Genomic DNA, 26,283 nt, shown 5'->3' on the forward strand with positions numbered 1-26,283 from the left:
TCACTTCAAGGGCAAGAAGGCCTCGTCAGTGGCTATGCGTTTGGATACATTGATCCCCACAACGGTGATCAGGATGGCTCCGATGGCGGAGATGGCCAGCTTTTGCACCGACTCCACCATGCCGATGCCAAACTCCAGATCGGCATTGCTGGCCAGGATGAAGCTGCTGGCGGACCAGATGATCAGGCCTGTGGCCAGGATGAAGAAGAGGAAGGATATGGTGCGAGCATCTCTTATCCCCTCCAGATACATATCCATGACCTTGCCCAGGTTCACACATAAGGCCGCAGCCATATACCACCAGATGCTCTCGTAAAGATAGATCATGATCAGGGTGAAGTATCCAGGAAAGGTGGGCTCATGCAGGTACTGCCAAAAGTATGCCACCCCGTTGACAGTGGCGATTACGACGAGCATCGCCGCCAGGATATAGGTTATAAAGGCGATCTTTCGGGCATAAAGGGATTTCTTGAGGGTCTGCTTGACCTCCTCCATGGAGTCGTCCAGTCCCAGTCCGCGGAATAAGAGATACAGCCCTATCGAGCCGGTGATGGCCACTATCGCCCAACTGGGGTAGCCGATCAGGCTGAAGAAGGCGAACATGAGCAGAGCCAGGGCCGGGGGGATGAATATGGTATGGCTGAGCTTGGGATCGGTGAAGAGCTGCTTTAAAAGGTAGTAGGTGCTCTCCAGGTTGGGGCTCTGCTTGACCAAGACCCGGCGCACCCCTTCCACCCTCACCCGCGAGGTTATGATGGGCAGTATGGCCTCATCCTCTGCCCCGTCTGAGACCACAACCACTCCCATGGGATGCAGGCGATCGAGCAGATCATCCAGTTGAGCGGCAAGCATTCTGTCTGAGATCAGGCCGACCTTCAGGTCCCCGGCAATGGAAGCGATCTCAGCGCTCTTCCCTGACGCAATGATCTCATCCAGTGCTTTGATCCCACCGAAGATGGTGTTGACATCCGAGTCCTCCGGGTCGGCCATGCCCAGATTCAGGGCGGCCTTTATGTTGGCCTCTCTGCCCACAACGGGGGTTATGACACCACCCTTTCGGCCCAGGTCATTGTCCCGGTCTATGCAGAGCACAAGGACATCCATGCTTTACTATTTGAAAAGATTGTACTTAAATGATTCTGTGGCAAATGACACCTGATCAATTGTCCAAAAAATATTTATTTAAAAAGAGGCGATGGACGGCTATGAGAAGATCAATCTTATGCACAGCGATCTCTCTTGTGCTTCTGATCTTTGGAGCCGGTGCCTTCGTCATCGACATGACGGAGACGCAAAAGCATATCGACTCTTATAACCGGAAGATCGATCAAGCCCCAGATATCCTGAAGGCCATTATGGGTGATGAGAGGATCAATCTGGAGGTGGCGCGGGATGATGCCAGCACCTTCCGGGTGGGCCTGGATATGAGATCGGCGCGAATAAACAGGAGCATTGAGGGCGGCTGGAATGATCCCACCATCAGCATCAGAGCCTCAGAAGAGGCAATAGACAATATCAGACTATCAAAGGAGCCGATAGCAGCTTTTGGAGAGGAGAGGGATGCCGGCCGGATCACCTTCCAGGCGAATGACCTGATCGCCGGGGCAAAATTGAAGATCGTTTTATCCAGCACCCCTGTCCTGCAGTTCGGCTATGATGTCCTCTTCACCTAACGGGCAAGGTCGATATTCTCTTTTATTATTTTTAAAGCACAGAAATCCCCGCACATAGTGCAGACCTCTGCATCTGAGGGGATCCTATCCGCCCGGATCAGCTTGGCGGTCTCGGGATCGATGGCCAGCTCAAACTGCCTCTCCCAGAGCATATCCCTGCGCGCCCTTCCCATCTCCAGATCTTTCTCTCGATCATCGTTCTTGATCATATCACCGATATGAGCTGCTATCCTGGCGGTGATGACTCCCATCCTCACATCCTCCACATCGGGAAGGGCGAGGTGCTCAGCCGGGGTGACATAGCAGATGAAGTCCGCTCCATAGGCAGAAGAGAGGCTGGCTCCGATGGCTGCCACGATATGATCATACCCGGGAGCGATATCTGTGACCAGAGGGCCGAGCATATAGAAGGGCTTCTCGGAGGTCATCCTCTTCATCACCCGGACATTGGCCTCTATCTCATCGATGGGGATATGCCCCGGCCCCTCCACTATGGTCTGAACTCCTGCCGCATGGGCTCTGTCTGCAAGCTCGGAGTTGATTATCAGCTCCTGGATCTGACCGCGATCGGTGGAGTCGTGCACCGCCCCTGCCCGAAGGCCATTGCCAAGGCTTAGGGTTACCTCATGCTCTTTGAGGATCTCCAGGAGATAGTCGAACTCCCGGTAGAGAGGATTCTCCTTCTGGTTATGCAGCATCCAGCCGATCATGAAGGCTCCTCCCCGGCTGCATACGCCGCCAAACCGCCCCCCCTGGCCGCGGAGCCGTTCTATACAGATGCTATTGATGCCGGTGTGGATGGCCATGAAGTTGGTCCCCATCTTCGCCTGCGCCTCTGTCGCCCGGAAGAGGTCGTCCTCAGGCATGTCCACCCCGGCACCATATTTTCTTATGGCCTCAATGAAAGCCTGGTAAAGGGGGACGCTGCCCACGCTCAGTGTTGTGGCCTCGATCACCCGTCTCCTTATCTCCAGGAAGTCCCCGCCGGTGGAGAGCTCCATCAGAGTGTCTGCACCATTCTCCTCCGCTGTGCGCGCCTTTGCCACCTCCATGTCTACATCCACAATATCGCTGCTGGTGCCGATAGAGGCATTCACCTTGGTGCGCAGGCCCTTGCCTATTCCCACTGGCCTGGTATAACGGTAAGGGCTGCGGGGGATAACTATCCTGCCGCTGGCTATGCCCCGGAGTATAAACTGAGGGCTCTTCCTCTCCTCCTCGGCCACGATCTTCATCTCTTCCGTCAGTCTGCCTGCACGTGCATCTTCTATTAATCCCATCTCTTCACCAGCATCATCTGACAATGCAGGGCTATTTAAGAGTGATCTGCCCCATCGCTAAAAACTGGACCAAGAGAGCTTTATTGGACAGCAGTCCCGACCGGCGAAAGCTATTAACCATATACTGGCAATATAATAGATTGATATCTGTGTATGATCTGGTGGTGGTGGGCGCTGGACCGGCGGGCTCGAATGCCGCCCGGACGGCAGCCGGAATGGGGATGAAGGTCCTGGTCCTGGAGAAGAAGGTGTTTCCCCGTTACAAGGCCTGTGGAGGAGCCCTGACTGAGCGCGCCGCCTCCTGTCTGGGGCTTCGTCTTCCCGAGTCCATATGCGAGAGGACCATAACCGGGGCTCGAATCCATTTCCGGGATCTGGTTCAGGATAAGAGCAAAGGCTACAGGCTGACCACCCTGGTCACCAGGAGCGCTTTTGACCAGTTCCTCCTCCGGAAGGCAGAGGAGGCTGGAGCCGGCATCTCTTTCTCCCGCGCTCTGAGCTATAGCGAAAGAGAGGATCATGTATCTGTCCGGACAAGGGATCAGATCTATAGGTCCCGGTTTCTTGTCATCGCCTCCGGCTGTCAGGATGCTTTGAAAGAGGGGATATCGGGGAAGGTCTCAAGGGATGATATCGGGATCTGTCTGGTGACGGAGATCGAGGCTGATGATCGAGAGATCGAGTCCCGGCTGGGCAGCCTTCTGGATATTCACTTCGGAATCGCAAGCGGGGGCTATGGCTGGATCTTCCCCCACCGGGGGTACTACTCCGTGGGCATAGGAGGCCTGGCATCCCAGCTTCGCCATCCCCGCCAGATAATGAGGCGTTTTCTTCTGGAGAACGGATTCGAACCGGATCAGCTCTTACATGGCCACACCATACCGATGGGAGGAAGAAAAAGGCGCATCGCCCAGGGCAGGGTGCTCTTGACCGGGGATGCAGCCAGCCTGGTTGATGCCTTCACCGGCGAGGGAATCTACTATGCTCTCCGCTCGGGAGGGATGGCAGCAGAGGCAATAGAAGAGAAGGAGGAGAGGGATGCAGCCCGGTTCTATGAGAAGAGATGCAACAGAGAGCTGGGCGAGGAGCTCAGATATGCCCTGCTCCTCTCCCGGGCCATGCATAGCCATCCCAAAGCCTTCTCCTGGGTGCTGGAACGGCATAATGAGGCTTTGGACAGGTATATTGAGATTCCTGCAGCCAGGAGGTCTTATAAGGAGTTTGTACGCTGGATGGCCCCCAGGCTGCCCCTGGGGCTGCTGTCCATGCACTGAAAAACAGGACCCGATCGCTCTCCGATGAGGACCTTCGGCAATCTATTTATCTGAGATGGGTTTCTTTGATAGGGTTCGTATGGCCAGGCCTGCGCCTGGCAGTTGAAGGACAGCCTATGGACAATGAGCACGAGATACTCAATGCAGTCCGGGAGGCGAAGAGGCATCTCGGAGAGGGAGCGGACTTTCGCATTGCTGAGGCCATGGATATAATGGAAGGCATCGCGCCGTTCCTGGAGAAAGAGGTCGTAATTGGATTGAAATGCAAGAACTGCGACAGCTACGCATCCGCCTCGTTTCCCTTAAGCCGGGACTTTTGGGAGGCGGACAGCGATGAGTACTGCCATCAGAAGGAGAACTCTTTAAAAAATCTCAATACATTGAAGCTGGCCGGCTGCCCCCAATACTCAAGCCAGGAGAGAGAGGAGCTGATGAGGCTGGGCCAGGAGATCATAGAGGAGGACCTCAAGCCTGCCTTCTGCGATAGAAAGCTGTACGACAGGCATAAGTTTGCCAGCTACAATGTGGCCTTTCGCCTGCTCTCCAATCCGGGCAACATCTGCATCCAGTTTGGCCACCACACAGATGGCGGATTTGCCTGCAACGATATCAGGCTTTTTATCATAAGGAGGCTTGATCCGGGATTCGGAGAGGAGGCCTCCAGCAGGATATCTGAGGCCCTGAAGAAGGGTCCGGTAATGGCCCTCAGGGCCAGCCCGCAGATCAGAAGGCAGCTTGATATTGACTATGTACTGGATTGGATCGCCAAAAAGCGAAAGATGGATATAGTATATCTCTAGCTATATTTTTGATTTAGACGATAATTGATAATTAAAGGATGTTTTCGACAATGGCGCAACCGCTAGTGCCAGATACCAGTGTGGTAATAGATGGCAGAGTCTCTGCCAGAATCAAGGCAGGAGAGCTCCAGGGCCGGAGAATTGTAGTGCCTGAGGCTGTGGTGGCGGAGCTGGAGGCCCAGGCCAACCACGGCCGGGAGATCGGCCTGAGGGGATTGGAGGAGTTGAGAAAGCTCTCCGAGCTGGCCAAGGCCGGCAGGATCGAGCTGGAGTATGTGGGAATCAGGCCGAACCTGGATCAGATCAAGCTCGCCGGTGGGGGAGAGATCGATGCCATGATCAGGGATGTCGCCCTGGAGCTGGGGGCGTCCTTTCTCACCAGCGATCAGGTTCAATCTCGGGTGGCAGAGGCCATGGGCCTGGATGTGGAGTATGTTCGCCCCCAGAGGGAGGCGATCCGGCCCCTCTCCCTGGAGAGGTACTTCACAGAGGATACTCTATCCGTACACCTCAAGGAGAGCGCCATACCCATGGCCAAGAGGGGGCACGTGGGTGACTTCTCCCTGGTCCGGCTGGGCGAGAGGCCGACCTCGGAGAGGGAGCTGAGGGAGCTGTCCCGGGAGATATATGAGCGGGCCAAGGCCGATCCAGATGGCTATGTGGAGATGGAGAGGATGGGGGCAGCGATAATCCAGATCGGGCCGATGAGAATCGCCATCACCAAGCCGCCTTTCTCCGACGGCCTGGAGATCACAGCCGTACGGCCGGTGGCAAAGGTGAGTTTCGACTCCTATCGCCACAGCTCTATGCTCAAGACCCGCCTCCGCGAGGGGCAGAGGGGGATTCTCATCGCCGGTCCGCCGGGGTCGGGCAAGTCCACCTTCGCCGCGGGAGTGGCCCAGCATCTCCTGGACTGCAACTATGTGGTCAAGACGATGGAGTCTCCTCGCGATCTGCAGGTCCCTCCGGAGATCACCCAGTACGGCCCTCTGGAGGGGAGCATGGAGGCATCGGCTGATATACTGCTCCTGGTCCGGCCTGACTACACCATCTACGATGAGGTGAGAAAGACGCGCGACTTCCAGGTCTTTGCTGATATGAGGCTCGCCGGGGTGGGCATGATCGGAGTGGTCCATGCCAACAAGCCCATCGATGCCCTGCAGAGGCTCTTGGGCCGGGTGGAGCTGGGCATGATCCCCCAGGTGGTGGATACAGTGGTCTTCATCGAGAAGGGCGAGGTGACCAAGGTCCTGGATGTGGAGTTCACAGTCAAGGTCCCCTCAGGGATGATGGAGGCGGATCTTGCCCGGCCGGTGATCGTGGTCAAGGACTTTGAGGGCGGGCAGGCGGAATATGAGATGTACTCCTACGGAGAGGAGATTGTGGTGATGCCCGTCACCAGGGAGGAGAAGAAGCCCTCCTGGAGGCTGGCCAGCAGGGAGATCGAGAAGGAGATCTCTCACCATGTGCGGGGCCCCTTCAAGGTGGAGATGCTCACCGACTCCAGTGCAGTGATCCATGTGCCTCAAGAGGATGCGGCAAGGGTGATAGGGAGGGCGGGAAAGAACATCGATCAGATCGAGAGGAGCCTGGGGATGCATATCGATGTCCGGGCAAAGGACGAGCCGGCGGTGCCCGAGCTGAGGATGGAGGAGACGTCCAAGCACATCATCCTCTGGCTGGAGGGCATGGCCGGGGAGTCGGTGGATGTTCAGGTGGGAAATGAGCCGGCCTTCACCGCCACTGTGGGGCGGAGGGGGGATATTCGCATCGCCAAGTCCTCGGAGATGGCCAAGAGGATCATCAAGAGGATGAGGAAGGGAGATAGGATAGAGGTGAGCCGGGCGGGATCTGAATGGGGCTTATAAGGCCTATTGCCATCGTTATTGTTCTCTTCGTCCTGGCTGCAGGAGTGCTCCCTATGGACGCCAGCGCCCTTGACCCCGATCCCCAGCAGGACCAGAGGGGCAACGCCACCCCTGTCCTGATGGGAAAGAATGTGGCCGAAGCGGGAGTGGGCCAGGAGGCGACCGGGCCCAAAGCCAGGCTCCTGAGCCCTTCAGTCAGTTGGGTGCTGGAGCTGGATGACAGTATAGAAAGAAGGCTCCAACTGGATATGTATCAGTCCAATGATGTCATCTTCGGCAAGGGAAAGATCCTGGCGGAGGGGAAAGAGCAGAACGTCTCTGCCAGCGGCACGACCTTGGGAGATAAGCTCCATCTGGATGTCCTATCCGATGACCTATCCCTCTTCCGCCTCATCCTCACCCAGAACGGCAAATCCATCTATGGGGACTACCACATCTATAGCGCCCGATTTCTCCCCCAGAAGGGCATAGCCATGGGAAGGATCGGCCGGCTGAGTGATCAGGACGGCCCGATTTCTCCCGCTCCTGGATCGATCTCCACTACGCTTTTTGTCGTACTACCATTAAGCTTATCAACTATAAATGGCATGCCGGATCTCAGTACAAGGTCGAGATAACATGAATTTCAAATTATCAATAGCATTATCCCTATCCTTCATCGCCTTCATGGCAGTGACGACCCTTGGCGCCGATTGGGATAATCAGGAGCATCTGAGTGCAGATGAGCTGATAAGCGGCATAGAGAAGAGCCCCAAGGCTCCGGGAACCCCCCAACAGGTCAGAGCGCTTAGAGAGAATGAGAGCGCCATGGACTGGAGCATGCCAAGCACCCTCTCCAAGGGGGCGAGGGATCCCAAGGCCTCCCGCGCTGAGGCAGAGGCGGCCAGCCTGGAAAAGGTGAAGGAGGAGGGCACAGCGGCTGAGGCATCAGCAAAGGAGAATGCCTCTGCTGCGGCAGTGACGACAGAGCTTCCTCCAGCTCAGGTTGCTCTGCCCTCAATGAGCGGGAGCTGGTCCTTTGCCCTGAACGATAGCCTGCCGAGGAGCATGGCTTTAACCCTTTTCCAGAGGGACGAGCAGCTCTTCGGCGCAGGCAAGATGAGGGTGGAGAACAGCACCATCGATGCGGCCGCCTCGGGGCAGGTCTTCGAGGACGGAACAGCAAGGCTGGATATCATCACCATAAACCCCATCGATCTTTATATCCTCTCCCTTGATCTGAACGGGGATGTGGCCAGCGGAAGCTTCTGGGCCATCTCAGCTCGAGCAGAGTCCTGGACGGGAAGCTTTGAGGGAGTGAAGATCGCCTAGATGGCGATGATATGAGATCGGCATCTCATCTTAATTTCCTATTTTATTTTATTTCCCCTCTCCCGGCCTCACATCTGGCAAATCTTCAGTGCTGGACCAAAGCCTTTTTGGCAGAAGTAGAAGACCAATAGATAACGATGCCCCCAGCCAAGCTCTCTCCCCTGATGGAGCAGTACTACCAGAACAAGAAGCTCTATCCAGATGCTCTGCTCCTCTTTCGGGTGGGCGATTTCTATGAGACCTTTGCCGATGATGCTGTCACTGTGGCCAGAGATCTGAACATCACCCTCACCTCCCGGCAGAAGGATGGCCGGGGAGAGAAGATCCCCCTGGCCGGGGTCCCTTACCATGCCCTGGATGCCTACCTCGCCCGGCTGATCCGGGCGGGGCATAAGGTGGCCATCTGCGACCAGGTGGAGGACCCAAAGCAGGCCCGTGGTCTGGTGAAGAGAGCCATCACCCGGGTGGTTACCCCGGGAACGATCATCGAGCCCTCTATGCTGGAAGAGGGCAGCAATAACTTCCTGGCAGCAGTGGCAAAGGAGGAGGACCGGGCGGGCCTGGCCTTTGTGGATGTCTCCACAGGCGAGTTCCTGACCACAGAGGTTCCGTCCCACCGCCTCACCACTGAGCTGGCCCGTTTCCGGCCGGCGGAGTGCCTCTCTGCCGCCCCCCTGCACTGGGAGGAGGCAAGAGAGCAGATCCTGGATGAGGAGAGCTTCTCTTTAGAAAGGGCTGCATTCGCCCTGGCAGATCGCTACGGCCCGGATTGGAAGGAGAGGCTCCGCCTGGAGGGAAGAGAGCTCTCCCAGAGGGCCTGCGGGGCGGTCCTCTCCTATCTTATCGCCTCACGCTTCGATCTCCTCGATCATCTGAAGGATATTCAGATCTACTCGGGATCCGATTATATGGTCTTAGATGAGGTCACAGTGCGAAACCTGGAGATCTCCAGAAACATCCGCGATCGCTCCCGCCGGGGCACACTGCTGGAGTTCCTGGACCGGACCCGGACTGCTATGGGGGCGAGAACCCTGGCCCGCTGGATTCAAATGCCCCTGCAGAGCGAGGAGGCGATAGACCGCAGGCTGGGGGGGGTAGAGGAGCTGGCCAGCCGGTCCCTCCTGCAGCGCAGCCTGGCCGAGGAGCTCAAGGGGGCATCAGACCTGGAGAGGCTGCTTGGAAGGATATCATGCAAATCTGCCAGCCCCAAGGATCTCTTCGCCCTGAAGGGCACCCTGGAGAGGCTGCCCCGCCTGCAGGCGATCCTGGGGGAGGCTGGCTCTTCTTATCTGCAGGATATTCTCTCCCGGCTATCTCCCTGGATGATACCGTCTCCCTGGTAGAGAGATCGATCGTAGCCGACCCGCCCCTCCTTCTGCGGGATGGGGGGGTGATCAGGGAGGGCTACAATGCCGAGCTCGACCAGCTCCGGGAGCTTTTAAGGGATGGGAGAGGCTGGATAAGCCGGCTGGAGGGGGCGGAGAGGGAGAGGACGGGGATAAGATCGCTGAAGATAGCCTTCAATAATGTCTTCGGCTACTACATCGAGGTCTCACGGGCTAACCTGCACCTGGTTCCCCAGGATTACATCCGCAAGCAGACCCTGACCAACGGGGAGCGATTTGTCACCCCGGAGCTGAAAGTGATGGAGTCCCGCGTCCTCTCCGCCCAGGAGAGGTCAGTATCCCTGGAGCAGGAGCTCTTCGCCCGGGTGCGGGATGAGGTGGCAGGCAAGGCAGGGGCCATCCAGGGGAGGGCCATGGCCCTGGCGGAGCTTGATGTGCTCCTCTCCTTAGCGGAGGTGGCCCAGGAGAATGATCTGGTCCAGCCGGAGTTCAATCAGGAGGGCAGGATCTCTCTGCGCTCCAGCCGCCACCCGGTTCTGGCCAGGGCGATGCGGGGGGGCTTTGTGCCCAACGACATCCTCCTGGATCAGGGTTCCAACCGCCTGATCATCCTCACCGGCCCGAATATGGCAGGAAAATCAACCTTCATGCGTCAGATAGCCCTGGCGGCGATCATGGCCCAGTCCGGCTCCTTTGTGCCCGCAGCCCATGCCTCACTCTGCCTGGTGGACCGGATCTTCACCCGGGTGGGGGCTTATGACGATCTGTCCGCCGGACAGAGCACATTTATGGTGGAGATGACGGAGATCGCCCACATCCTCACCTCTGCCACCAATAAGAGCCTGGTTCTCCTGGATGAGGTGGGCAGGGGGACCAGCACCTTCGACGGCCTCTCCTTGGCCTGGGCCATAACCGAATACCTGCACGAGAGCATCAAATGCAAGTCCGTCTTCGCCACCCATTACCACCAGCTCACAGAGCTGGAGAGCATCCTTCCCGGGGTGAGAAACTACAGCATTGCTGTGAAGGAGGATAAGGGCACCATCACCTTCCTGCGCACAGTGGTCCCGGGGGCGACTGACAGGAGCTACGGGGTGCATGTCGCCCGCCTGGCGGGAGTTCCCAGGATGGTGACGAGGCGGGCGGATGAGATCCTGAGGGAGATCGAGAGGGAGGCAGTCGTTTTACCCGGATCGGGAAGAGGAAGACAGAGGAGAGCTGCTCGCTACACCCAGCTCATATTCTTCGATGGCGATGACGGGGAGAGGGCAGCCGGAGAAAAGGAGAGCGAGAGACCTGATCCCATCATAGAGGAGATCATGTCCCTGGACTTGGATCGGATGACCCCCAGGGAGGCCCTGGGCCGCCTGGCCCAGTATCAGCAGATGCAAAGGGAGAGGATGGATCGGTAAGAGAGATGAATAGAATCAGAGCCCTGGATGAGGAGACGGTGAACAAGATCGCTGCCGGCGAGGTGATTGAGAGGCCGGCCTCAGTGGTAAAGGAGCTGGTGGAAAACTCCATCGATGCCGGCGCCCACAGGATTCTGATCGAGGTTTTGGAGGGGGGAAAGAGCTTCATCAGGGTGACAGATGATGGCTGCGGCATAGATCCGCTCGACCTCCCCCTGGCCTTCCAGAAGCATGCCACCTCCAAGATCTCCGGGGCGGAGGATCTGGAGAGGATCTGCACTCTGGGATTTCGGGGCGAGGCCCTGGCCAGCATCGCCAGCGTCTCAAGAGCAGTCGAGGTGCGGACCAAGACCCGCGAGGCGCCCTGGGGCAGCTATCTCCGCCTGGAGGGAGGAAGGACGGCTGAGACAAAGGAGGCTGGCTGCCCCGCAGGCACATCGATCACCGTCTGGAACCTCTTTCACAATATCCCGGCAAGAAGAAAGCACCTCAAGGGGGCAGAAGCGGAGCTGGTCCATATCATAGATACCATAACCGAGCTGGCCATCATCCATTATGATATCGCTTTTGAGCTCTTCTCCGGGCAGCGCACCCACTTCAAATCGGCCCGTTCCACCTCATGGGAGGATGTCCTCACCCGCGTCTTCGGCCTGAAGGCGGTGGCCGGCATGGCCCCCTTGCAGGCATCCGGCCGGGGATGGAGGCTGGAGGGGATGATCGGCGATGTCTTCAGCCTGAGATCCAGTCCGGACAGGATATTCATCTTCGTCAACGGCAGGGCAGTCGTCTCCCGCCCCCTGTCTGCTGCCCTGAGAGAGGCCTACAGGAACATCATCCCAGCAGGCAAGAGCCCCATAGCTGTCCTCTCCTTGGAGATCAGCCCGGAGATAGTGGACGTGAATGTTCATCCGGCGAAGAGGGAGATCCGGCTGCTGCATGAGAATGAGATCTGCCTGGCTCTCACTCAGGAGGCGGCCCGGGTTCTCTCCTCTCATGCCAGGAGTGTGGCTGCTGAAAGCCTGAAGCGGGGAGATGAGATTGGAGCCGGCGAGGAGACGCTGGCGCAGAACATTATGCAAAGGACGCTTCCCCTGGAGAGCACAGAAGAAGCCCCCCGAGATGAGAGCACTCCTTCCAGGGATATGCGCCCGAGCCTGAAGATCCTGGGTCAGATCAATAGGCTCTATATTGTGGCAGAGAGCGAGCAGGGGCTGGTCCTGGTCGATCAGCATGCTGCTGCAGAGCGGATCCGTTTTGAGAGGCTGGCGGAGCAGTACCAGAAAAGGTCGATCCGCCAGGAGCTGGCCTGGCCGGTGACGATCGAGCTCTCAGCGGGCGAGGAGGTCATGCTCTCCTCCTGGAAGGAGGTCCTGGAGGAGATCGGCTTTGAGATCTCATCCTTTGGAGGAAGGGCCTACAGCGTCCGTTCCGTTCCTGCTCTGGGAGGGGGGATCGAGAGCGCCGAGTCGGTGTATGACCTGCTAAAGGACCTCTTCCAGCGGGGAAGGCCGGCAGCGGAATCGAGCAACCGGGATGAGATCCTCAAGCTCTTGGCCTGCCGGGGCTCAATAAAATCGGGAAAGGAGCTCACATTGCTCCAGATGAAGCGGCTGCTGGACGATCTGGGGGAATGCAGTAACCCCCTGACCTGCCCCCATGGCCGGCCGGTGATGGTCACCCTGGATCATGGCCAGCTGGAGAGGCTCTTTGGCAGAAGATGATGGGGTCGGTGATGGGAGATGATAATATCTATGGGCAGCCCAATTGACTCCTCATGGATCTGGAAGGATTTGCCAAGCGGGGCCTGAGGAGAGATGACCCGGAGATCGAGTCCAAGCTCATTGATCTGATCAGAGAGGTAAAGGAGATCCCAATCGACCGGGCTGCCATCCTGGCGGAAGCGATCTTGGCAGAGGCCAGGGCGACCCTCAATCCGCGAGGAGAGGTCTTCTCTTTGAAGAGCGCGGGGGTGAGCATGGGCGACTTCGGTGTGGGCTCGCGCGGCTCGGGCGACTTTTATACCCACACCAAGATCGCCGAGGTCATCGGCCGCACAGGAGCGGTGGTCGACTCCCGCCAACTGGATGACTCGGGGGTGGTCCAGGCCGGGGGCAAGTACATCACTGTCACTGTGGACGGCATGCACTCCCGCTTGAGTGACTATTCCTTCCTGGCTGGTTTTCATGTCACCCGCGCCGCCCTGCGCGATGTCTATGTGATGGGGGCCCGGCCAGTGGCTCTTCTCTCCGATGTTCATCTGGCTGATGATGGCGATGTCTCCAAGCTCTTCGACCATATCGCCGGCATCGCCACGGTCTCGGAGCTGATCGGCGTTCCTCTCATCACCGGCAGCACGCTGCGCATCGGCGGGGATATGGTGATTGGGGACCGGCTCACCGGCTGCGTGGGCGCAGTCGGGGTCTCAGAGAGCCTCACCGCCAGAAAGAGCGCCCGGCCGGGGGATGTGATCCTGATGACCGAGGGGGCAGGAGGAGGGACGGTCTGCTCCGCTGCCCTGTATTATGACCGGCATGAGGTGGTGGATGAGACACTGAACATCAAGTTCCTGGAGGCGAGCGAGGCGCTCTTGAAAGCGGACCTCCGGATCCATGCTATGACCGATGTGACCAATGGCGGCATTCGGGGCGATGCCAAGGAGATCTCCTATACCGCTGGGGTGAAGCTGACCTTCCTGGAGGAGAGTATGCGCCGCCTGGTCAACCCCCGGGTGCTGGAGATGCTCGACCAACTGGAGATAGACTATCTGGGAGTCTCCATAGATGCTCTGCTCATCATCGCCCCGCCGGAGGAGGTGGAGGCGATCTCTTCCGCCATCCGGGGTGCTGGGGTGGAGATAGAGGTGATCGGCAGGGTGGAAGAGGGAGAGGGGGCCTATCTTGATATCAATGGACAGCTCAGGGACTTCTCCCCCCGCTTCCGGGAGGCGGCCTACACCCCCATCAAGAAAGCCATCGGCCAGGAGGCAGCGCGGGATGTGGAGGAGATGAAGAGAAAGGTGGACGAGGCGGCAAGAGAGGCAGTTGAGAAGAAGAGGAGGTTTGTGGAGAGGATACGGCATGGATGAGATATCTTTTAAATTTTACTAAAGTGATTTTTTTATAAGGTCTTTACTGTATGTAATAATAATAGTAAAAAATTTATTTACATTAAAAAACTATTTATATGATAAGCTCTTTCAATTATTACAAGGGGAAAAAATTAAGAAGGAGATAGCAATGAAAGAATCATTCATAATGAGATTCGACGAGAAGGATATCGAGGTAGTAGAGACTCTGAAGAGCCTGGGGGTGCCAAGGAAGGTCTCCAATATGATCGCCTTCCTGGCCAATGGCACAGAGGCCACCTCACGTGAGATCGAGAGGGGCTCAGACCTGCGCCAGCCAGAGGTGAGCATTGCCCTTCGCACTCTGCGCAAGAACAACTGGATTGAAGAGAAGATCTGCCGCAGCGATGGAACCGGAAGGCCGATGAAGGTCTACCGCCTCAAGACCCCCATTGAAGAGATCCTGCAGCACTACGAGCAGGAGAAGCTCGATGAGGCCAATGAGGCATTGCAGTCCATCCAGAGGCTTAAGTCCCTTTTCAGCGATACCGGGTAGGTCTGGGACGGATATAGAGCCACTCATTTTTTCCCTATCCCCCCACCTTCTTATAAACACTTAAATGATCCATCGCCCAAGGGCAATGCACCTCCGATGGATTTATCTTTCTTATCCTAAACTACACAAAAAACGCTTTCACGATGAGGATATATAGAAGGAGGACCCTATATTAATCAAATAGATCAGGGGCCGATGTATTCCATTGCCCGGGAAGAAGTATGCAAGAATTTGAATGGCAACAATTGGCAAGGCCGTTTCCAGATGAGCTGGGGGTCAGATCGGATGCGGCTTTAGGGGTCGGCAATAAGCCTATATCAGACAGCTCATATCATGGTAGTGATTCATTGGCAGTCATTGAAGAGTCAATCCATCGGGCTTATCTGAACAAGCTTGTTGGTGAAGAAGGTCTAAGAATTGTGGAATGCATTCCCGGAGAGGAGATAACCGATGAGCGGCTGGCGGAGCTTACTGGGATAAGCCTGAATACCGTCAGGCGTACTCTGTATCTTCTGTATGAGCATCGCCTGGCCATCTACCGGCGCAAACGGGATCCAGATTCCGGCTGGCTCACTTACCTGTGGCAGCTCTGTCCAGAGAACTTCGAGAAAGCCCTGGAGTCAGAGGCCAGGAGGCTGTTGCGAAAGCTGGAAGAGAGGCTGGTCTATGAGAAGGAGAACATCTTTTATGCCTGCACTGAGGGCTGCGCCAGGTTTGTATTCGACGAAGCGAGCGATGCCGACTTCGTCTGCCCCTTCTGCCAGGGAAGCCTGGAGTATATGGAGAATGCCAAGGTGGTAGAGGCGATAGAGAAGCAGATAAGGGATTTGAAGGCCTGCTTGTAAGTGCTATTTTATCCAAGGCTATAGGTTTTCCAGGCTGTTGGAGAGCACTGCCGTCCACCACCACCGGGCCATATCCATCAGATCTCGGCTGAACATGCCCGAGAGCCTGTACTCTCCCCCCCTATTGCTGATCATCCCCGCGCCCAGCAGCTTGTTTCGCATGGCATAAAAGGCAGATCGGCTGACGTCAAGCTCCTGCAGGAGGTCCCTCCATTCACTGGTCTTCAATGGATCCCCTCTCTTCTGCCTCTCCTCCACAATGCTCAGGAACTTCTGCCCTCTCTCTGCCGTTTCCTCCTTCTGAAATAGGCGAAGCATAAGCTCGTGATACGGATCTCTTGACCGGCTGATTGCATACTCCGATTTAGAGCGGACCTTTAATGTGGTGGCCGTCCTTGGAGCCTTGAGTACATTGGTCATGAGATTGCCAGTATCTCTCTGGCTATATCTGCATACTCATCCCTCAGAGCATAGGTCCTGGGTGCCCGGTAAGACTTTTTGTTCACCCGCAATATCCCCAGACGGGAGCTGATATAGCCGGTCATGGAGGCCACCACCTTCCTGGATACATCGACCTCCTTGCACACCTCCTCATGAAGAGATATGATTGTAAACTCCTGCGACTGGACCATGGACTCAAGGACCAACCTCCTCAAGCCATCGCTATCCAGATTGAGGAAATCCATCATCCTATCCTGTATCTCAGATCGCTGCAGCCTCGTAGAAACCTCCCCCTGGACCACTCCCTTACATTTACTAATACTTTAGTAATATTTATAATATATATACCTTACTAATACCGATCCAGAAGATATGCAGATCCTCATCCTCCTGGCAAGAGGATGGGCTTTTAAGGATAAGCGGGCATATGTATACCATACAGCAGATCCAGTGCTGTCTATATCAGAGGATATTATGTCAGATGATAAGAGATCAGGCGCAGATAACCCCGGCCCAAGGAGCGAGAACGAGGAGGCAGCTGCCGCCTGGGAGCAATCAGGATGCGAGAGGGAGGGCTTTGAGCACTACTACCGGGAAGGGGTGGCTCTGCGCAAGCTCGGCCGGTATGAGGAGGCAGTGCGCGCCTTTGAGCAGGCGCTCTCCCTGAATGCAGAGGATGCTGATGCCTGGAGAAATCATGCCTTGGCATTGAACCAGCTTGACCGGGGGGCTGATGCCCTCAAATCCTGCCAGAAGGCCCTGGCCATCGATCCTTATAACCCCAGGACCTGGATTGTGAGAGGCTTTGCCCTGCATATACTCGGCCGGTACGAGGAGGCTGTGGTGAGCTATGCGCGGGCCATTGAGCTGAATCCACTTGGGCCGGATGGCAGGAGAGCCTGGAACAATCGGGGGGCTGCCTTAGACAACCTGCGCCGGCATGAGGAGGCGATAGAGAGCTATGAGGAGGCGATAATGATCAGCCCCTTCGACTTCTATGCCTGGAATAACAAAGGGGTCTCCCTCTCCATCCTCGGCCGGCAGGATGAGGCGGTAGCATGCTTTCAGAAGGCGATCGAGATCGATCCAGAATACGCCGTCGCCTGGAAGAATCTTGCTGTCGCCTATAGATCATTGCATCGCGAACAAGAGGCAGAAGAGGCCGCCCGCATCGCCCTGGATCTGGGGCTGAATTGACCCTCGCCTCCATTCCCCGATTCAGAGCAGGGGTCATCCCTTCTTCATGGCCGGGGCAATCCCTGTTCTCTTTGCTGACGTTCGCCACCTGGATGCTGTGGCCGGACGGCCCCGATCCGGCTCATCCAACAACCATCACCAGATCGCAGCTCAGTGCTCTCCACCGCCTGTGCTCCTATCCTAGGGGCCATACAGATACCTCATCCTCTCCATGTAATGGTACAGGCTCTCCACATCCTTGATCTCCTTTCGGACCAGCTTTTTGATGCGAGAGCGGATCTCCCCATCGGGGCGTGCGCCTGCCGACCTCAGATGCCGCCCGATGATCCTGGCCATCTCATCCCCTTTGCGGTCCCAGTCGGTGAGGAGGATGATCTCCCGGTGGCTGCGGGCGGCATCCTCGGCCAGGTCGAGGGCCGAGCGGCGCGAGGCAAAGATCACCGGGCCGGCGAGGCCCAGGGCGCGCAGGGCCAGAAGATCCCGCCTTCCCTCAACAATCGTCGCCGCCCCCTGGCCTGATGCCTCGACCAGGGCAGCCAGCAGCTCTTCCAACGCCTCCAGATCGTAGGTCCCCTTCTCTCTGCTCTCCCTCTGCTCTCTACTCCGGGCCACACCCTTCACCCTTCGCCCAGCTCAACCATCCCTGTGCTTATCCAGCACCGGTTCAAGGATGGAGGCGGCCATATCCTTCCCGATTCCCTTCACCAGCAGGAGCTTTCGGCTGCTCTTCTCCCCTTTAATCACCCGGATTTGGGATGCCGGCAGGCCTAAGGTCCCAGCCAGCTCACAGACGAGCTGATGGTTGGCCCGTCCTCGGCTGGGCTCCTCAGTCAGCCTGGCCTCTAAAGACCTCCTCCAGGGATTGTAGCCCGAGGGAACGGCCAGGCGGGAGGAGCCGGGGACCACCTCAAAGCGGATGATGCACCCTGAGGGATGGGTATCAATTGCATCAGCAGAATCCATACCCATCACTATGCTCTCGGAGCTTAAATAATATCGATCTCAATGTCAAGATGGAGGGAACCTGAGCAGCCTGCTCTGATGCTATTTGGGAAAAGGTTAAAATACCGCCAGCGATGAAGGGGGAGGGGTTCGATGAAGATCAAACAGGTCGTCGTACTGGCAGGCGAGAATGGCATTGATTGCTCCATCCCCTCAGGCTTAGAGCAGCTTGGCCTGCAATTGTGCGAAAGCTTCTCTCCTCAGGATCAGGGAGAGGATTGTCTACTGGTCTGTGATCCGGAATATGCACAGAGCCTGCGCGGCTCCGCCCTCATCAGGGAGGCGCTGGCAAAGGGCTGCCCGGTCTTATTGCATAACTCAAACTGCCCCCAGATATTGGAGGAGATCAGAAGGACGGGCGAGCTCTCCCGGGAGACGAGAGATCTCCTGGAGGCTGGGGCGCTATACAGGTGTCTGCAGGCGGATGCCCGGAGGCTGGCTGATCTTCAGTCCCGCTCTGAAGGGCTGCCTCGATATGTGGCCTGCGCCTACGAGAAGGTAGGGGACCTGCGCTATGGAGAGAACTGGCACCAGAGAGCGGCCCTTTATACAAACCTCCGGGAGCTGGGCCTGCCCGCCGCCAGGAAGCTGAACGGGCGGGAGATGTCCTACAACAATATGGTCGATGCGGAGACAGTCCTGGAGATGCTCATCGATCTCTCGGAGTACGATGGAAGAGCCTTTGGCAGGCCCCTCTCAGTGATCGTCAAGCATGCAAACCCCTGTGGGGTGGCCTATGGCTCAAGCCTGGATGAGGCCTACAGGCTCTCTTTTGCCACCGATCCCAAATCCGCCTTCGGCGGGGTGATCGGCTTCAATAGGGTGGTGGACCTCTCGACGGCGCAGAGCATTGGCGATAGCTTCGTTGAGGTCCTCCTCGCCCCGGGATATGAGCCCGAGGCTTTGCGGATGCTCACTGAGAGCAAGCCCAATCGCCGGGTCCTGGACATCGGAGACCTGCTGCAGAGGAGAAGGGATCTGTACCAGGGATACTATCAGAAGTCCATCTTCGGGGGCATGATGCTGCAGGATTACGATACCGGCGACATCAAGGAGTGGAGGGTGGTGACCAAGAGAGCTCCTACAGACTCCGAGGCCCGCGCCCTCCGCTTTGCCTGGAAGATAGCAAAGTACGTCAAGTCCAATGCCCTGGTCTATGCCACTGAGAATCAGACCATCGGCATAGGATCGGGCCAGGTTAGCCGGGTGGACTCCGCCCGCTTTGGAGCGGAGAAGGCGGATGAGCATGGCCTGTCCACGAGGGGCACTGTCGCTGCCACAGACTCGTTCTTCCCCTTCCGGGATGGCCTGGATCAGGCCTTCCAGGCAGGAGCGACAGCGGTAATTCATCCCGGCGGATCCATCCGGGACTCTGAGGTGATCGATGCCGCAGATGAGCATGATATGGCCATGGTCTTCACAGGCATGCGCCATTTCAGACACTGAAATCTGCCATGGGCATAGGGCACGCATAAGCCCTCTTGCTCTTCTTTCTATCCTTCTAGCTCTACTGCTCTTCAGTCCCCTTCTCTTCAGCCCAGCATCTGCCGGCCACATCAACTCCGGCCAGGACATCCAGGCGGCGATAGACTCCGCCCAGGCGGGCGACATCATCTCTGTGGGCGCTGGAAGCTACTCCTCAATCATCATCGACCGGCCGCTGAGTTTGATCGGCGAGGGCAGGCCGGTGCTGAATGCCGCCCTGCAGAAGCCGGCCGTGACAGTGAAGAGCAATGGCGTGACCCTGGAAGGCTTTGAGATCCGCGGAGTGGAAAAGGACACCGCTTCCAAGTTCGAGTACTATATGAAAAACCGGGAGGCTGCCAGGGGCCAGCGCCTAGATGTGCCCAATGCGGCTGTGATGGTAGAGGGAAGCGATTTTCTTCTCCTGAACAGCAGCATCTATCGAGCTCAGGCCGGGGTTTATGCCCTGGACGCTGATGGGATCACCATCAAAGACTGCATATTGAACGGCTGCGATACGGGCCTATTCCTTCATGGGGGAAGGGGCCTCGATGTCTCAGGCTGCAGCATAATAAACTGCCGGAAATTCGGCTTGGATATCGAGTGGTCCGGGGATACAGCCGTCAAGAACTGCAGCATTATAAATAACTCCAATGTCGGGATCCTCTTCCGAGAGGGGGAGGGGGCAGATGTGGATGATAATCTGATATCGGGGTGCACCTTCGGCCTTTCTCTGTGGAACGCCTCCCACAATCAGGTGAGAAGAAACCGGGTCGATCATAACTACTATGGCATCCTGGTGACAAACTGGTCCTGTTATAATAATATAACTGACAACCTCCTCATCGATAACAGCAGGGGAGAGATCACAGCAGGCTTCGGCATCGGCCTCTCCCTGCAGGAGAACAGCAGCCATAACCTGGTTGTTGGAAATGTCGCCCGGGGCAACTACAATGGCCTGGAGATCTCCAAAGGCTGCCAGTATAATGCCGCCTATGCCAATAATGCCTCTGGGAACAAGCACGGAATAAGGATGAATGAGAATCGAAACAACCTGATCTTTGGGAACAGCTTCCTGAACAACAACATCAATGCCTATGAGAACCTCAGCCGCAACGTCTGGAACACCACTATTGGGAACTGCTACAGCGACTATCAGGGAGAGGATGAGAACGGAGACGGCATAGGAGAGCAGCCCTATTCTATTCCCGGCCCGCAGTCCAAGTCCGCAGACCACATGCCACTGCTCCGCCCCCTCGGGAAAGATGAGGAGAGAATGGGGACGGCAGAACTCCAGGAGCTTGTCCGGGGTTATGCCACCCTGCCCGATGAGGAGGAGGCAGAGCCAGCAGCACGGCTGGAGAAGGGGATAATGGTCATCTCCTCTCCCCGGCCCAGACTTTCGCCCCGGTGGGGGGACTTTGAGCCTTTAGATGTGAGCCGTTCGCCCTTCCAGGAAGAGAATTATTTTTAGATGGCTCTGAAAAGAGAAGGCGCCATCGTATTCGAGACCGTTGGGGCCTTTTACAATCCCAAGATGATGCTCTGTCGGGATATAGGAGTGGCCATGATCAGCGCTCTGGGCATCGATGAGTACCTGGATGCCCTCTCAGCCAGCGGCATCCGGGGGATGAGAGTGGCCAGGGAGGCAGGGACGGAGAGGGTGACCCTCAATGATTTCGATCCCCGGGCGGTGCAGCTGATGCAGAGGAATGTGGCCAGAAACGATCTGGACTGCATAATCACGGAGAAAGATGCCAATGTCCTGATGCACCAGGAGCATTTCCAGGCCATAGATCTGGACCCATTTGGATCCCCCTCCCCCTATCTCTCTGCAGCCAGCAGATCTGCCCGGTCCTATCTGTTCATCACCGCCACTGATACTGCCCCCCTCTGCGGAGCCCATCTGAAGAGCGGCATCCGCAAGTATATGGCCCGCCCCCTGCGCACCGACTACCACCGGGAGATGGGAGCCCGGATCCTCCTCGGATTGGCCGCCAGGGAGCTGGCCCGATGGGATAAGGGGACAGAGCCATTGCTCACCCATGTCACCGATCACTATGTGCGCATCTACCTTCGCCTGATCAGGGGTGCTGATGCTGCAGACAGCTCTCTGCACTCCCTGGGGTACGTGGAGCACTGCAATCTCTGTGGCAGCTTTGAGCCCCTGGCCCAGCCGCGCCCGGCAGGGGTTTGCCCCCACTGCCGCTCCCCCACCACCCTGGCCGGACCTTTATGGCTGGGCAGCATTCAGGAGCCTGCTGTCATTAGAAGTGCCCTTGAGGGTGGTGATCTGAGCAATAGAGCAGAGAAGATCCTTGCCACCTGCTCTGAGGAGGTGGATGTGCCCATGTACTATGACCATCACAGGATCTGCGAAAAGCTCAGGATCACCCCCGGCAGGATCGATGATATCATATCCGGGCTGAGGTCTCTGGGCCATAAGGCCTCTCGCACCCATTTCACCGGCCTGGGGATAAAGACAGATGCCACCCTTCCCCAGTTGGAGGAGGTACTGAGAGATAATAATCATTAAAAATTTATAAAACTGTCAATTCTTTTTTTGTACCTAAAACTTAATAAAGGAGAAGATACGTAATAGTGATAGCTGCATTATGATACAGATAATGCAGGAATCCGCGGCACGAGGTGACGTTTATTACCCCCTTCATTGCTACTCCCTTTCGCATCTCGTGCCATCCCTTATTACCCTTTTAGAGGTATTTATAATTCAATAGAACAGGTGCGGCTCTCATCCACTCTTCTCCTGGCCTCATCGCACTTTATCCTCAATCTCATCCCCCGCCTCAATCTCATCCTCTCGACCCAAAAACGTAATAATGGGTCGGATAACTCCCACTCATGAAGATTGCTCTTGTTGGTGGGACAGGCGATATAGGGACCGGCTTTGCTGTGCGCTTCATGCCCTCCCATGAGGTCATCATCGGCTCGCGCAAAGCGGATAAGGCGCAAGAGTGCGTCAGGGATATCATGCAGCTTCCCAGGGCAGATGGGAATGTATGGGGAACGGATAATGCCAGCGCCGTGGCTGCAGCGGAGGTGGTCATCCTCTGCGTGCCCCCTGAGCACCTGAGATCGGTCACCTACGATCTCTCCTCGTCCTTTGACAAGCAGCTTGTGATCTCTCCTGTGGTTCCCCTGGGCTACGACGGCAAGCTCTTCAGATTCGATCCACCCCCGGAGGGCAGCTCCGCCCAGCAGGCCCAGTCTCTCCTCCCCCCTCAGATCAAGGTGGTCTCTGCCTTTCATACCGTTCCTGCAGCATCTCTTCAGGCCCAGGATAGGGAGCTGAGAGGCGATGTGCTGATCTGCGGCGATGATACCGGGGCGGTGGAGGTGGTCAGGGGCTTGACTTTGGAGATAAAAAGCCTCAGGCCGCTCTTCGCCGGGCCGCTGACTGCCTCCTCTCTGGTGGAGAGCCTGACCCCCATGCTCTTGAATGTCGCCCGGAGGAATAAGATCAAAGATGCAGGGGTGAGCATAATATCGGAGAGGCCGCCTGCCCTCAAATGATATTCTGTATGATTTTAGTTAAGGTCGCCATCAGCATGCCAGCGAGCTCTGTTGGATCTATCAGATTCATCACATTCCAGATGACGATGATTCCGATGAAGGTGCCGGCTGTGGCTCCGAGATTGACCAGTGCTGTCACCAGCAGGACCTTGAAGAGGCGGTTGTCCATCATCTGCCGGAAGTTTTCTGCCTGGGGAAGCTCCTTCAGATCAGAGACCGTGGGCTTGAGCTTCCGGGCCTCGACGATGCCGGCAAACCAGCCTGCAGCCAGGAATGGATTGAGGGTGGTCATCCAGGCGATGGCGAAGGCGGTCAATACGGAGAGGGGATGGCCCCGGGCCAGGATGCCCCCCAGTGCAGCCAAAGTCCCAGTTATCACAAACCAGAGGGCAAATGCCAAGATCAGGCTCTGGCTGGACTGGGCAGTGATCACCACCAGGACGATCATCACCAGGATGATCAGTGTCGTCGCTGCCCCGAAGAGCTTGGCAAAGGAGATTCTCTTCTTGGCCTTCACATTGAGCTCCTCTATGGCAGGAATGGCTCCTGGGTTTCTCAGATGCCTCTCTATGCCCTCCCTGTGGCCGACCCCCACCACTGCCAGCACCCGGCCCTGCCTGGAGAGGCTGAGCAGGTTTCGGGCCAGATAGGCATCCCTCTCATCGATCAGAACGCTGGCCGCTCCAGGAGAGATCTTGCGGAACTCGCTGATCATCTGGGAGACGATATCATCCTGGGTGATGTTATCGATATCGATCTCCTCTTCCTCCCCCCAAAAGGCCCCCTGGATGAGGGACCATATCAGCCTCAGCTTATCGAAGAATCCCATTGCCGACCAGAAGCGTTGGATGGTTATTCCCACATCCCTGTCCACCAGAGCCACCCTGGCCCCGGTGCTCTGCGCAGCTTTGATCGCTGCCAGCATCTCAGCGCCGGGCTTGACCCCCAGCTCCTGGCCGATCTTCTGCTGCATATAGGCAAGGAGCAGTTGCACCAGGAATACATAGAGCTTGCTGCCATTCAGCAGCTCCTCGATCTTGATCTCAGACCTCTCCTCCTGTCCGGTCAAGGCCTTGTAGCGGGAGAGGCATAGCTCCACTGCCACGATATCCGGCCTTATCTGCTCGATCTTGCTGGCCACCTCCAGTGCGCTCTTCTCAGATACGTGCGCCGTTCCCACAATGGTGATCTCGTGGAAGGGGCCATCTGCCAGGTGGGTGCGGCCATCAGGCTCTATTATCTGGCCTGCAAGGCTGGCGGCCTCAGGGCAGTCCTCTTTCATCTCACTCTCTTCAAAATCCAAATCGATTACCTCTTCCAGTCCTGTCCCGAGCACAGCTCAATGGCCCGGACCAGGTCTTCTCTGGAGATGATGCCCACCAGGCGGCCATCCTCCATTACAGGCAGCCGGCAGATATTCAGCATGTTCATCATCCTCATTGCGGCAGATGCCTCCTCTGAAGGAGCGATCACATATAACTTTCTTGTCATCACCTCAGCAACCCGGGTATCTGCGTGATCCTTCTCTGCAACCCTCTGCAGATCTGAGAGGGTGATGACCCCTATCATCTCCTCACCGGAGAGCACCGGATAGCCCCGGTGCTTCTCTTTGAACATATGCTCTTTGAGCTCCAGCAGGGTCATATCCGGATCGACGGTATGCACATCTGTAGACATTATGTCCCTGACCCTCGTCCCCTCCAGGCTCACACTGATTCGAGTTGCTTTCTCCTCCTCTGAGGCCCCCACATAGACGAAGAAGGCCACAAAGAGGAGGATGAAGTTGAAGGAGAACAGACCGAGGACGAGCATGATGATCGCGAAGAGCTTTCCGATGCTTGCCGCCCTCTGGGTGGCTTTTATATAAGGCATCTGGGTGGCAAACCAGGCCCGCAGGAGGCGGCCCCCGTCCATGGGAAAGGCGGGGAGCAGATTGAAGAGCATGAGGATGATATTCAGAAATCCCAGCATCCAGAGCATTATGCCCAGGGGGCTGCCTTCGTCCTGCAGAGTGGAGAGGAGAATGCCCACCACCCCCAGAATGCCGCTCACCAGGGGGCCGGCAAAGGCCATCTGCAGCTCCAGGCGGGGATCTCTGGGGATCTCCTCCATGGCAGAGACTCCGCCAAAGAAGTAGAGAGTAATGCTCCTGATGCTGATCCCATTCTTGAGGGCGATGTAGCTGTGCCCCAGCTCATGAAGGGCTACGCAGGTGAAGAGGAGAAGGGAGAAGATCAGTGAAAAGGCCCATCTCAGGCTGGCGGGCTCGATTCCGCCGAAGCCATAGCTCCTGCCCAGAACCTGCTGGCTGAAGGAGGCAAAGGCCCAGGTGATGTAAAGGATGACCAGCAGAAGGCTCCAGTGCAACTGCACCGGTATTCCCATAATCTTCCCAAGCTGCAATGAAGAGTTCATTATGTGCCAGTATTCCCCCGGGTATTAATAGGTCTTTTGACAATTTATGGGGCAAATAATGGCCATCGCTCTGAAAGCAGCTATTATTAATTTATTAAGTGAGCGGGTAGGAGAGTGGGGGTTCAGTGTGGATTCTAAAAACTAGGATTACCCGCTCAATTTTAAATGGCGCCGGTTAAGATATAAATTTTTCCCCTGAAAGAGATCACCGGATCAATCCTGATCTAATCCCTGCTGCCTCCCTTCCGGGTAGCAGCGCACCAGATATCTCACCTGAGAGCTATGCTCTGCCATACAGGCGGCAGTATACGCATCCCTCAGGCTCTTGCCCGCAGCAAATACGCCATGCCCCCGGGCGATGCAGGCCTTATGGGACTTGAGGGCAAGGGAAGCTGTCCGGGCAAGCATATCTGTCCCCAGCCGGCCCTTGATTATAGGCATCTCTCCCAGGAGAAGAACACCCTCGCTGTCGATGGGCTCTATCGTCTCCGCCTCCAGCATGGACAGGGCAACTGCATATGGAGAATGGGTGTGGATGATGGCTGTATTTCCTGTGCCCAGATAGATCGCCCGGTGAACACAGGTCTCTATGCTGGCCATCTTATCGTCCTCGCAGGGCTGTTTGAGATCGACATCTATCACCGTGGATGAATCCAGCTCATCGAGCATCGATCCCGTAGCAGTGATGAATATCCTGCCCTCTCGAAGGATGCTGATGTTTCCGAATATGGAGCTTGTAAGCCCCGATGAGACGATCTTTTTCCCGAACTGCGCGATCTCCTCCCAAGGCCCTTCTCTCAT

General features: G+C 56.8%; 26 protein-coding genes. 17 read left to right on the forward strand and 9 right to left on the reverse strand.

Annotated features, from left to right (window positions below; genetic code table 11):
* A complete protein-coding gene (locus IPI63_RS04305) occupies positions 1-1,104 on the reverse strand; it encodes a DUF373 family protein (RefSeq protein WP_292476848.1) in 1,104 nt (367 codons plus the stop codon).
* 101 nt (positions 1,105-1,205) lie between these two features.
* On the opposite strand from IPI63_RS04305, the gene IPI63_RS04310 reads away from it, so the two are divergent.
* On the forward strand, positions 1,206-1,673 hold the full coding sequence (locus IPI63_RS04310; RefSeq protein ID WP_292476850.1) for a hypothetical protein: 468 nt from the start codon (positions 1,206-1,208) through the stop codon (positions 1,671-1,673).
* On the opposite strand, the gene thiC is transcribed toward IPI63_RS04310, so the two are convergent.
* Entirely contained in the window at positions 1,670-2,953 is a 1,284-nt protein-coding gene (thiC, locus tag IPI63_RS04315) for a phosphomethylpyrimidine synthase ThiC (protein WP_292476851.1), read from the reverse strand. The two genes, IPI63_RS04310 and thiC, sit on opposite strands and share 4 nt — an antisense overlap.
* A gap of 149 nt (positions 2,954-3,102) precedes the next feature.
* Between thiC and IPI63_RS04320 the strand changes: the two genes are divergently transcribed.
* From IPI63_RS04320 to IPI63_RS04370, 11 genes are all read left to right on the forward strand, one after another.
* Positions 3,103-4,227, forward strand: coding sequence for a geranylgeranyl reductase family protein (locus IPI63_RS04320; protein WP_292476853.1), 1,125 nt, complete (start codon positions 3,103-3,105; stop codon positions 4,225-4,227).
* A gap of 65 nt (positions 4,228-4,292) precedes the next feature.
* A complete protein-coding gene (locus tag IPI63_RS04325; protein ID WP_292476854.1) occupies positions 4,293-5,027 on the forward strand; it encodes a hypothetical protein in 735 nt (244 codons plus the stop codon).
* A gap of 50 nt (positions 5,028-5,077) precedes the next feature.
* Positions 5,078-6,895 (forward strand): PINc/VapC family ATPase, encoded by a 1,818-nt coding sequence (locus IPI63_RS04330; protein WP_292476856.1) that lies wholly within the window; start codon positions 5,078-5,080, stop codon positions 6,893-6,895.
* Positions 6,883-7,512: a hypothetical protein gene (locus IPI63_RS04335; RefSeq protein WP_292476858.1), complete on the forward strand. Its 630-nt coding sequence runs from the start codon at positions 6,883-6,885 to the stop codon at positions 7,510-7,512. The genes IPI63_RS04330 and IPI63_RS04335 overlap by 13 nt, the downstream gene beginning before the upstream one ends.
* A gap of 1 nt (position 7,513) precedes the next feature.
* The gene (locus IPI63_RS04340) at positions 7,514-8,206 is read left to right on the forward strand and encodes a hypothetical protein (RefSeq protein WP_292476860.1); all 693 of its coding nucleotides are present in this window, start codon (positions 7,514-7,516) and stop codon (positions 8,204-8,206) included.
* Between the two features lie 137 nt (positions 8,207-8,343).
* Positions 8,344-9,549, forward strand: a complete 1,206-nt coding sequence (locus tag IPI63_RS04345) for a hypothetical protein (RefSeq protein WP_292476862.1) — start codon at positions 8,344-8,346, stop codon at positions 9,547-9,549.
* Between the two features lie 32 nt (positions 9,550-9,581).
* Positions 9,582-10,964 (forward strand): DNA mismatch repair protein MutS, encoded by a 1,383-nt coding sequence (gene mutS / locus IPI63_RS04350; RefSeq protein ID WP_292478197.1) that lies wholly within the window; start codon positions 9,582-9,584, stop codon positions 10,962-10,964.
* A gap of 5 nt (positions 10,965-10,969) precedes the next feature.
* Positions 10,970-12,685 carry a DNA mismatch repair endonuclease MutL gene (gene mutL / locus IPI63_RS04355; RefSeq protein ID WP_292476864.1) on the forward strand — a complete coding sequence of 572 codons (1,716 nt, stop codon included), beginning with the start codon at positions 10,970-10,972 and terminating at the stop codon, positions 12,683-12,685.
* 53 nt (positions 12,686-12,738) lie between these two features.
* Complete coding sequence (locus tag IPI63_RS04360) at positions 12,739-14,049, forward strand: AIR synthase-related protein (RefSeq protein ID WP_292476865.1); 1,311 nt, start codon at positions 12,739-12,741, stop codon at positions 14,047-14,049.
* A gap of 151 nt (positions 14,050-14,200) precedes the next feature.
* On the forward strand, positions 14,201-14,584 hold the full coding sequence (locus IPI63_RS04365) for an ArsR family transcriptional regulator (protein ID WP_292476867.1): 384 nt from the start codon (positions 14,201-14,203) through the stop codon (positions 14,582-14,584).
* Between the two features lie 347 nt (positions 14,585-14,931).
* Positions 14,932-15,429, forward strand: coding sequence for a transcription factor (locus tag IPI63_RS04370; protein ID WP_214064429.1), 498 nt, complete (start codon positions 14,932-14,934; stop codon positions 15,427-15,429).
* 18 nt (positions 15,430-15,447) lie between these two features.
* On the opposite strand, the gene IPI63_RS04375 is transcribed toward IPI63_RS04370, so the two are convergent.
* Both IPI63_RS04375 and IPI63_RS04380 read right to left on the reverse strand, forming a co-directional pair.
* Entirely contained in the window at positions 15,448-15,849 is a 402-nt protein-coding gene (locus IPI63_RS04375; protein ID WP_292476869.1) for a hypothetical protein, read from the reverse strand.
* On the reverse strand, positions 15,846-16,172 hold the full coding sequence (locus tag IPI63_RS04380; protein WP_292476870.1) for a DUF2551 domain-containing protein: 327 nt from the start codon (positions 16,170-16,172) through the stop codon (positions 15,846-15,848). Before IPI63_RS04380 ends, IPI63_RS04375 begins: the two co-directional genes overlap by 4 nt.
* Positions 16,173-16,344: 172 nt before the next feature.
* Between IPI63_RS04380 and IPI63_RS04385 the strand changes: the two genes are divergently transcribed.
* Positions 16,345-17,067, forward strand: a complete 723-nt coding sequence (locus IPI63_RS04385; RefSeq protein ID WP_292476872.1) for a tetratricopeptide repeat protein — start codon at positions 16,345-16,347, stop codon at positions 17,065-17,067.
* Between the two features lie 180 nt (positions 17,068-17,247).
* Here IPI63_RS04385 and IPI63_RS04390 read toward each other — a convergent pair whose 3' ends face one another.
* Together IPI63_RS04390 and IPI63_RS04395 are read right to left on the reverse strand one after the other, a co-directional pair.
* Entirely contained in the window at positions 17,248-17,688 is a 441-nt protein-coding gene (locus IPI63_RS04390) for a toprim domain-containing protein (RefSeq protein WP_292476874.1), read from the reverse strand.
* 12 nt (positions 17,689-17,700) lie between these two features.
* Positions 17,701-18,036: a DUF167 domain-containing protein gene (locus IPI63_RS04395; RefSeq protein WP_292476875.1), complete on the reverse strand. Its 336-nt coding sequence runs from the start codon at positions 18,034-18,036 to the stop codon at positions 17,701-17,703.
* A gap of 126 nt (positions 18,037-18,162) precedes the next feature.
* On the opposite strand from IPI63_RS04395, the gene IPI63_RS04400 reads away from it, so the two are divergent.
* The 4 genes from IPI63_RS04400 to npdG all read left to right on the forward strand — a co-directional run bounded on the left by IPI63_RS04400 (position 18,163) and on the right by npdG (position 23,067).
* Positions 18,163-19,515, forward strand: a complete 1,353-nt coding sequence (locus IPI63_RS04400; RefSeq protein WP_292476876.1) for a phosphoribosylaminoimidazolecarboxamide formyltransferase — start codon at positions 18,163-18,165, stop codon at positions 19,513-19,515.
* Complete coding sequence (locus IPI63_RS04405) at positions 19,454-21,007, forward strand: nitrous oxide reductase family maturation protein NosD (RefSeq protein ID WP_292476878.1); 1,554 nt, start codon at positions 19,454-19,456, stop codon at positions 21,005-21,007. Before IPI63_RS04400 ends, IPI63_RS04405 begins: the two co-directional genes overlap by 62 nt.
* Positions 21,008-22,069 (forward strand): tRNA (guanine(10)-N(2))-dimethyltransferase, encoded by a 1,062-nt coding sequence (locus tag IPI63_RS04410; protein WP_292476879.1) that lies wholly within the window; start codon positions 21,008-21,010, stop codon positions 22,067-22,069.
* Positions 22,070-22,395: 326 nt separating this feature from the next.
* Positions 22,396-23,067 (forward strand): NADPH-dependent F420 reductase, encoded by a 672-nt coding sequence (npdG, locus tag IPI63_RS04415; protein ID WP_292476881.1) that lies wholly within the window; start codon positions 22,396-22,398, stop codon positions 23,065-23,067.
* Here npdG and IPI63_RS04420 read toward each other — a convergent pair.
* From IPI63_RS04420 to IPI63_RS04430, 3 genes are all read right to left on the reverse strand, one after another.
* The gene (locus IPI63_RS04420) at positions 23,060-24,370 is read right to left on the reverse strand and encodes a TraB/GumN family protein (RefSeq protein WP_292476883.1); all 1,311 of its coding nucleotides are present in this window, start codon (positions 24,368-24,370) and stop codon (positions 23,060-23,062) included. The genes npdG and IPI63_RS04420 overlap by 8 nt on opposite strands.
* Before the next feature lie 5 nt (positions 24,371-24,375).
* Positions 24,376-25,482: a CBS domain-containing protein gene (locus IPI63_RS04425; RefSeq protein ID WP_292476885.1), complete on the reverse strand. Its 1,107-nt coding sequence runs from the start codon at positions 25,480-25,482 to the stop codon at positions 24,376-24,378.
* A gap of 213 nt (positions 25,483-25,695) precedes the next feature.
* The gene (locus tag IPI63_RS04430) at positions 25,696-26,283 is read right to left on the reverse strand and encodes an aldolase (RefSeq protein WP_292476886.1); all 588 of its coding nucleotides are present in this window, start codon (positions 26,281-26,283) and stop codon (positions 25,696-25,698) included.

Source organism: Methanothrix sp. (assembly GCF_016706325.1).
In the GTDB taxonomy this organism is placed as follows: domain Archaea; phylum Halobacteriota; class Methanosarcinia; order Methanotrichales; family Methanotrichaceae; genus Methanothrix.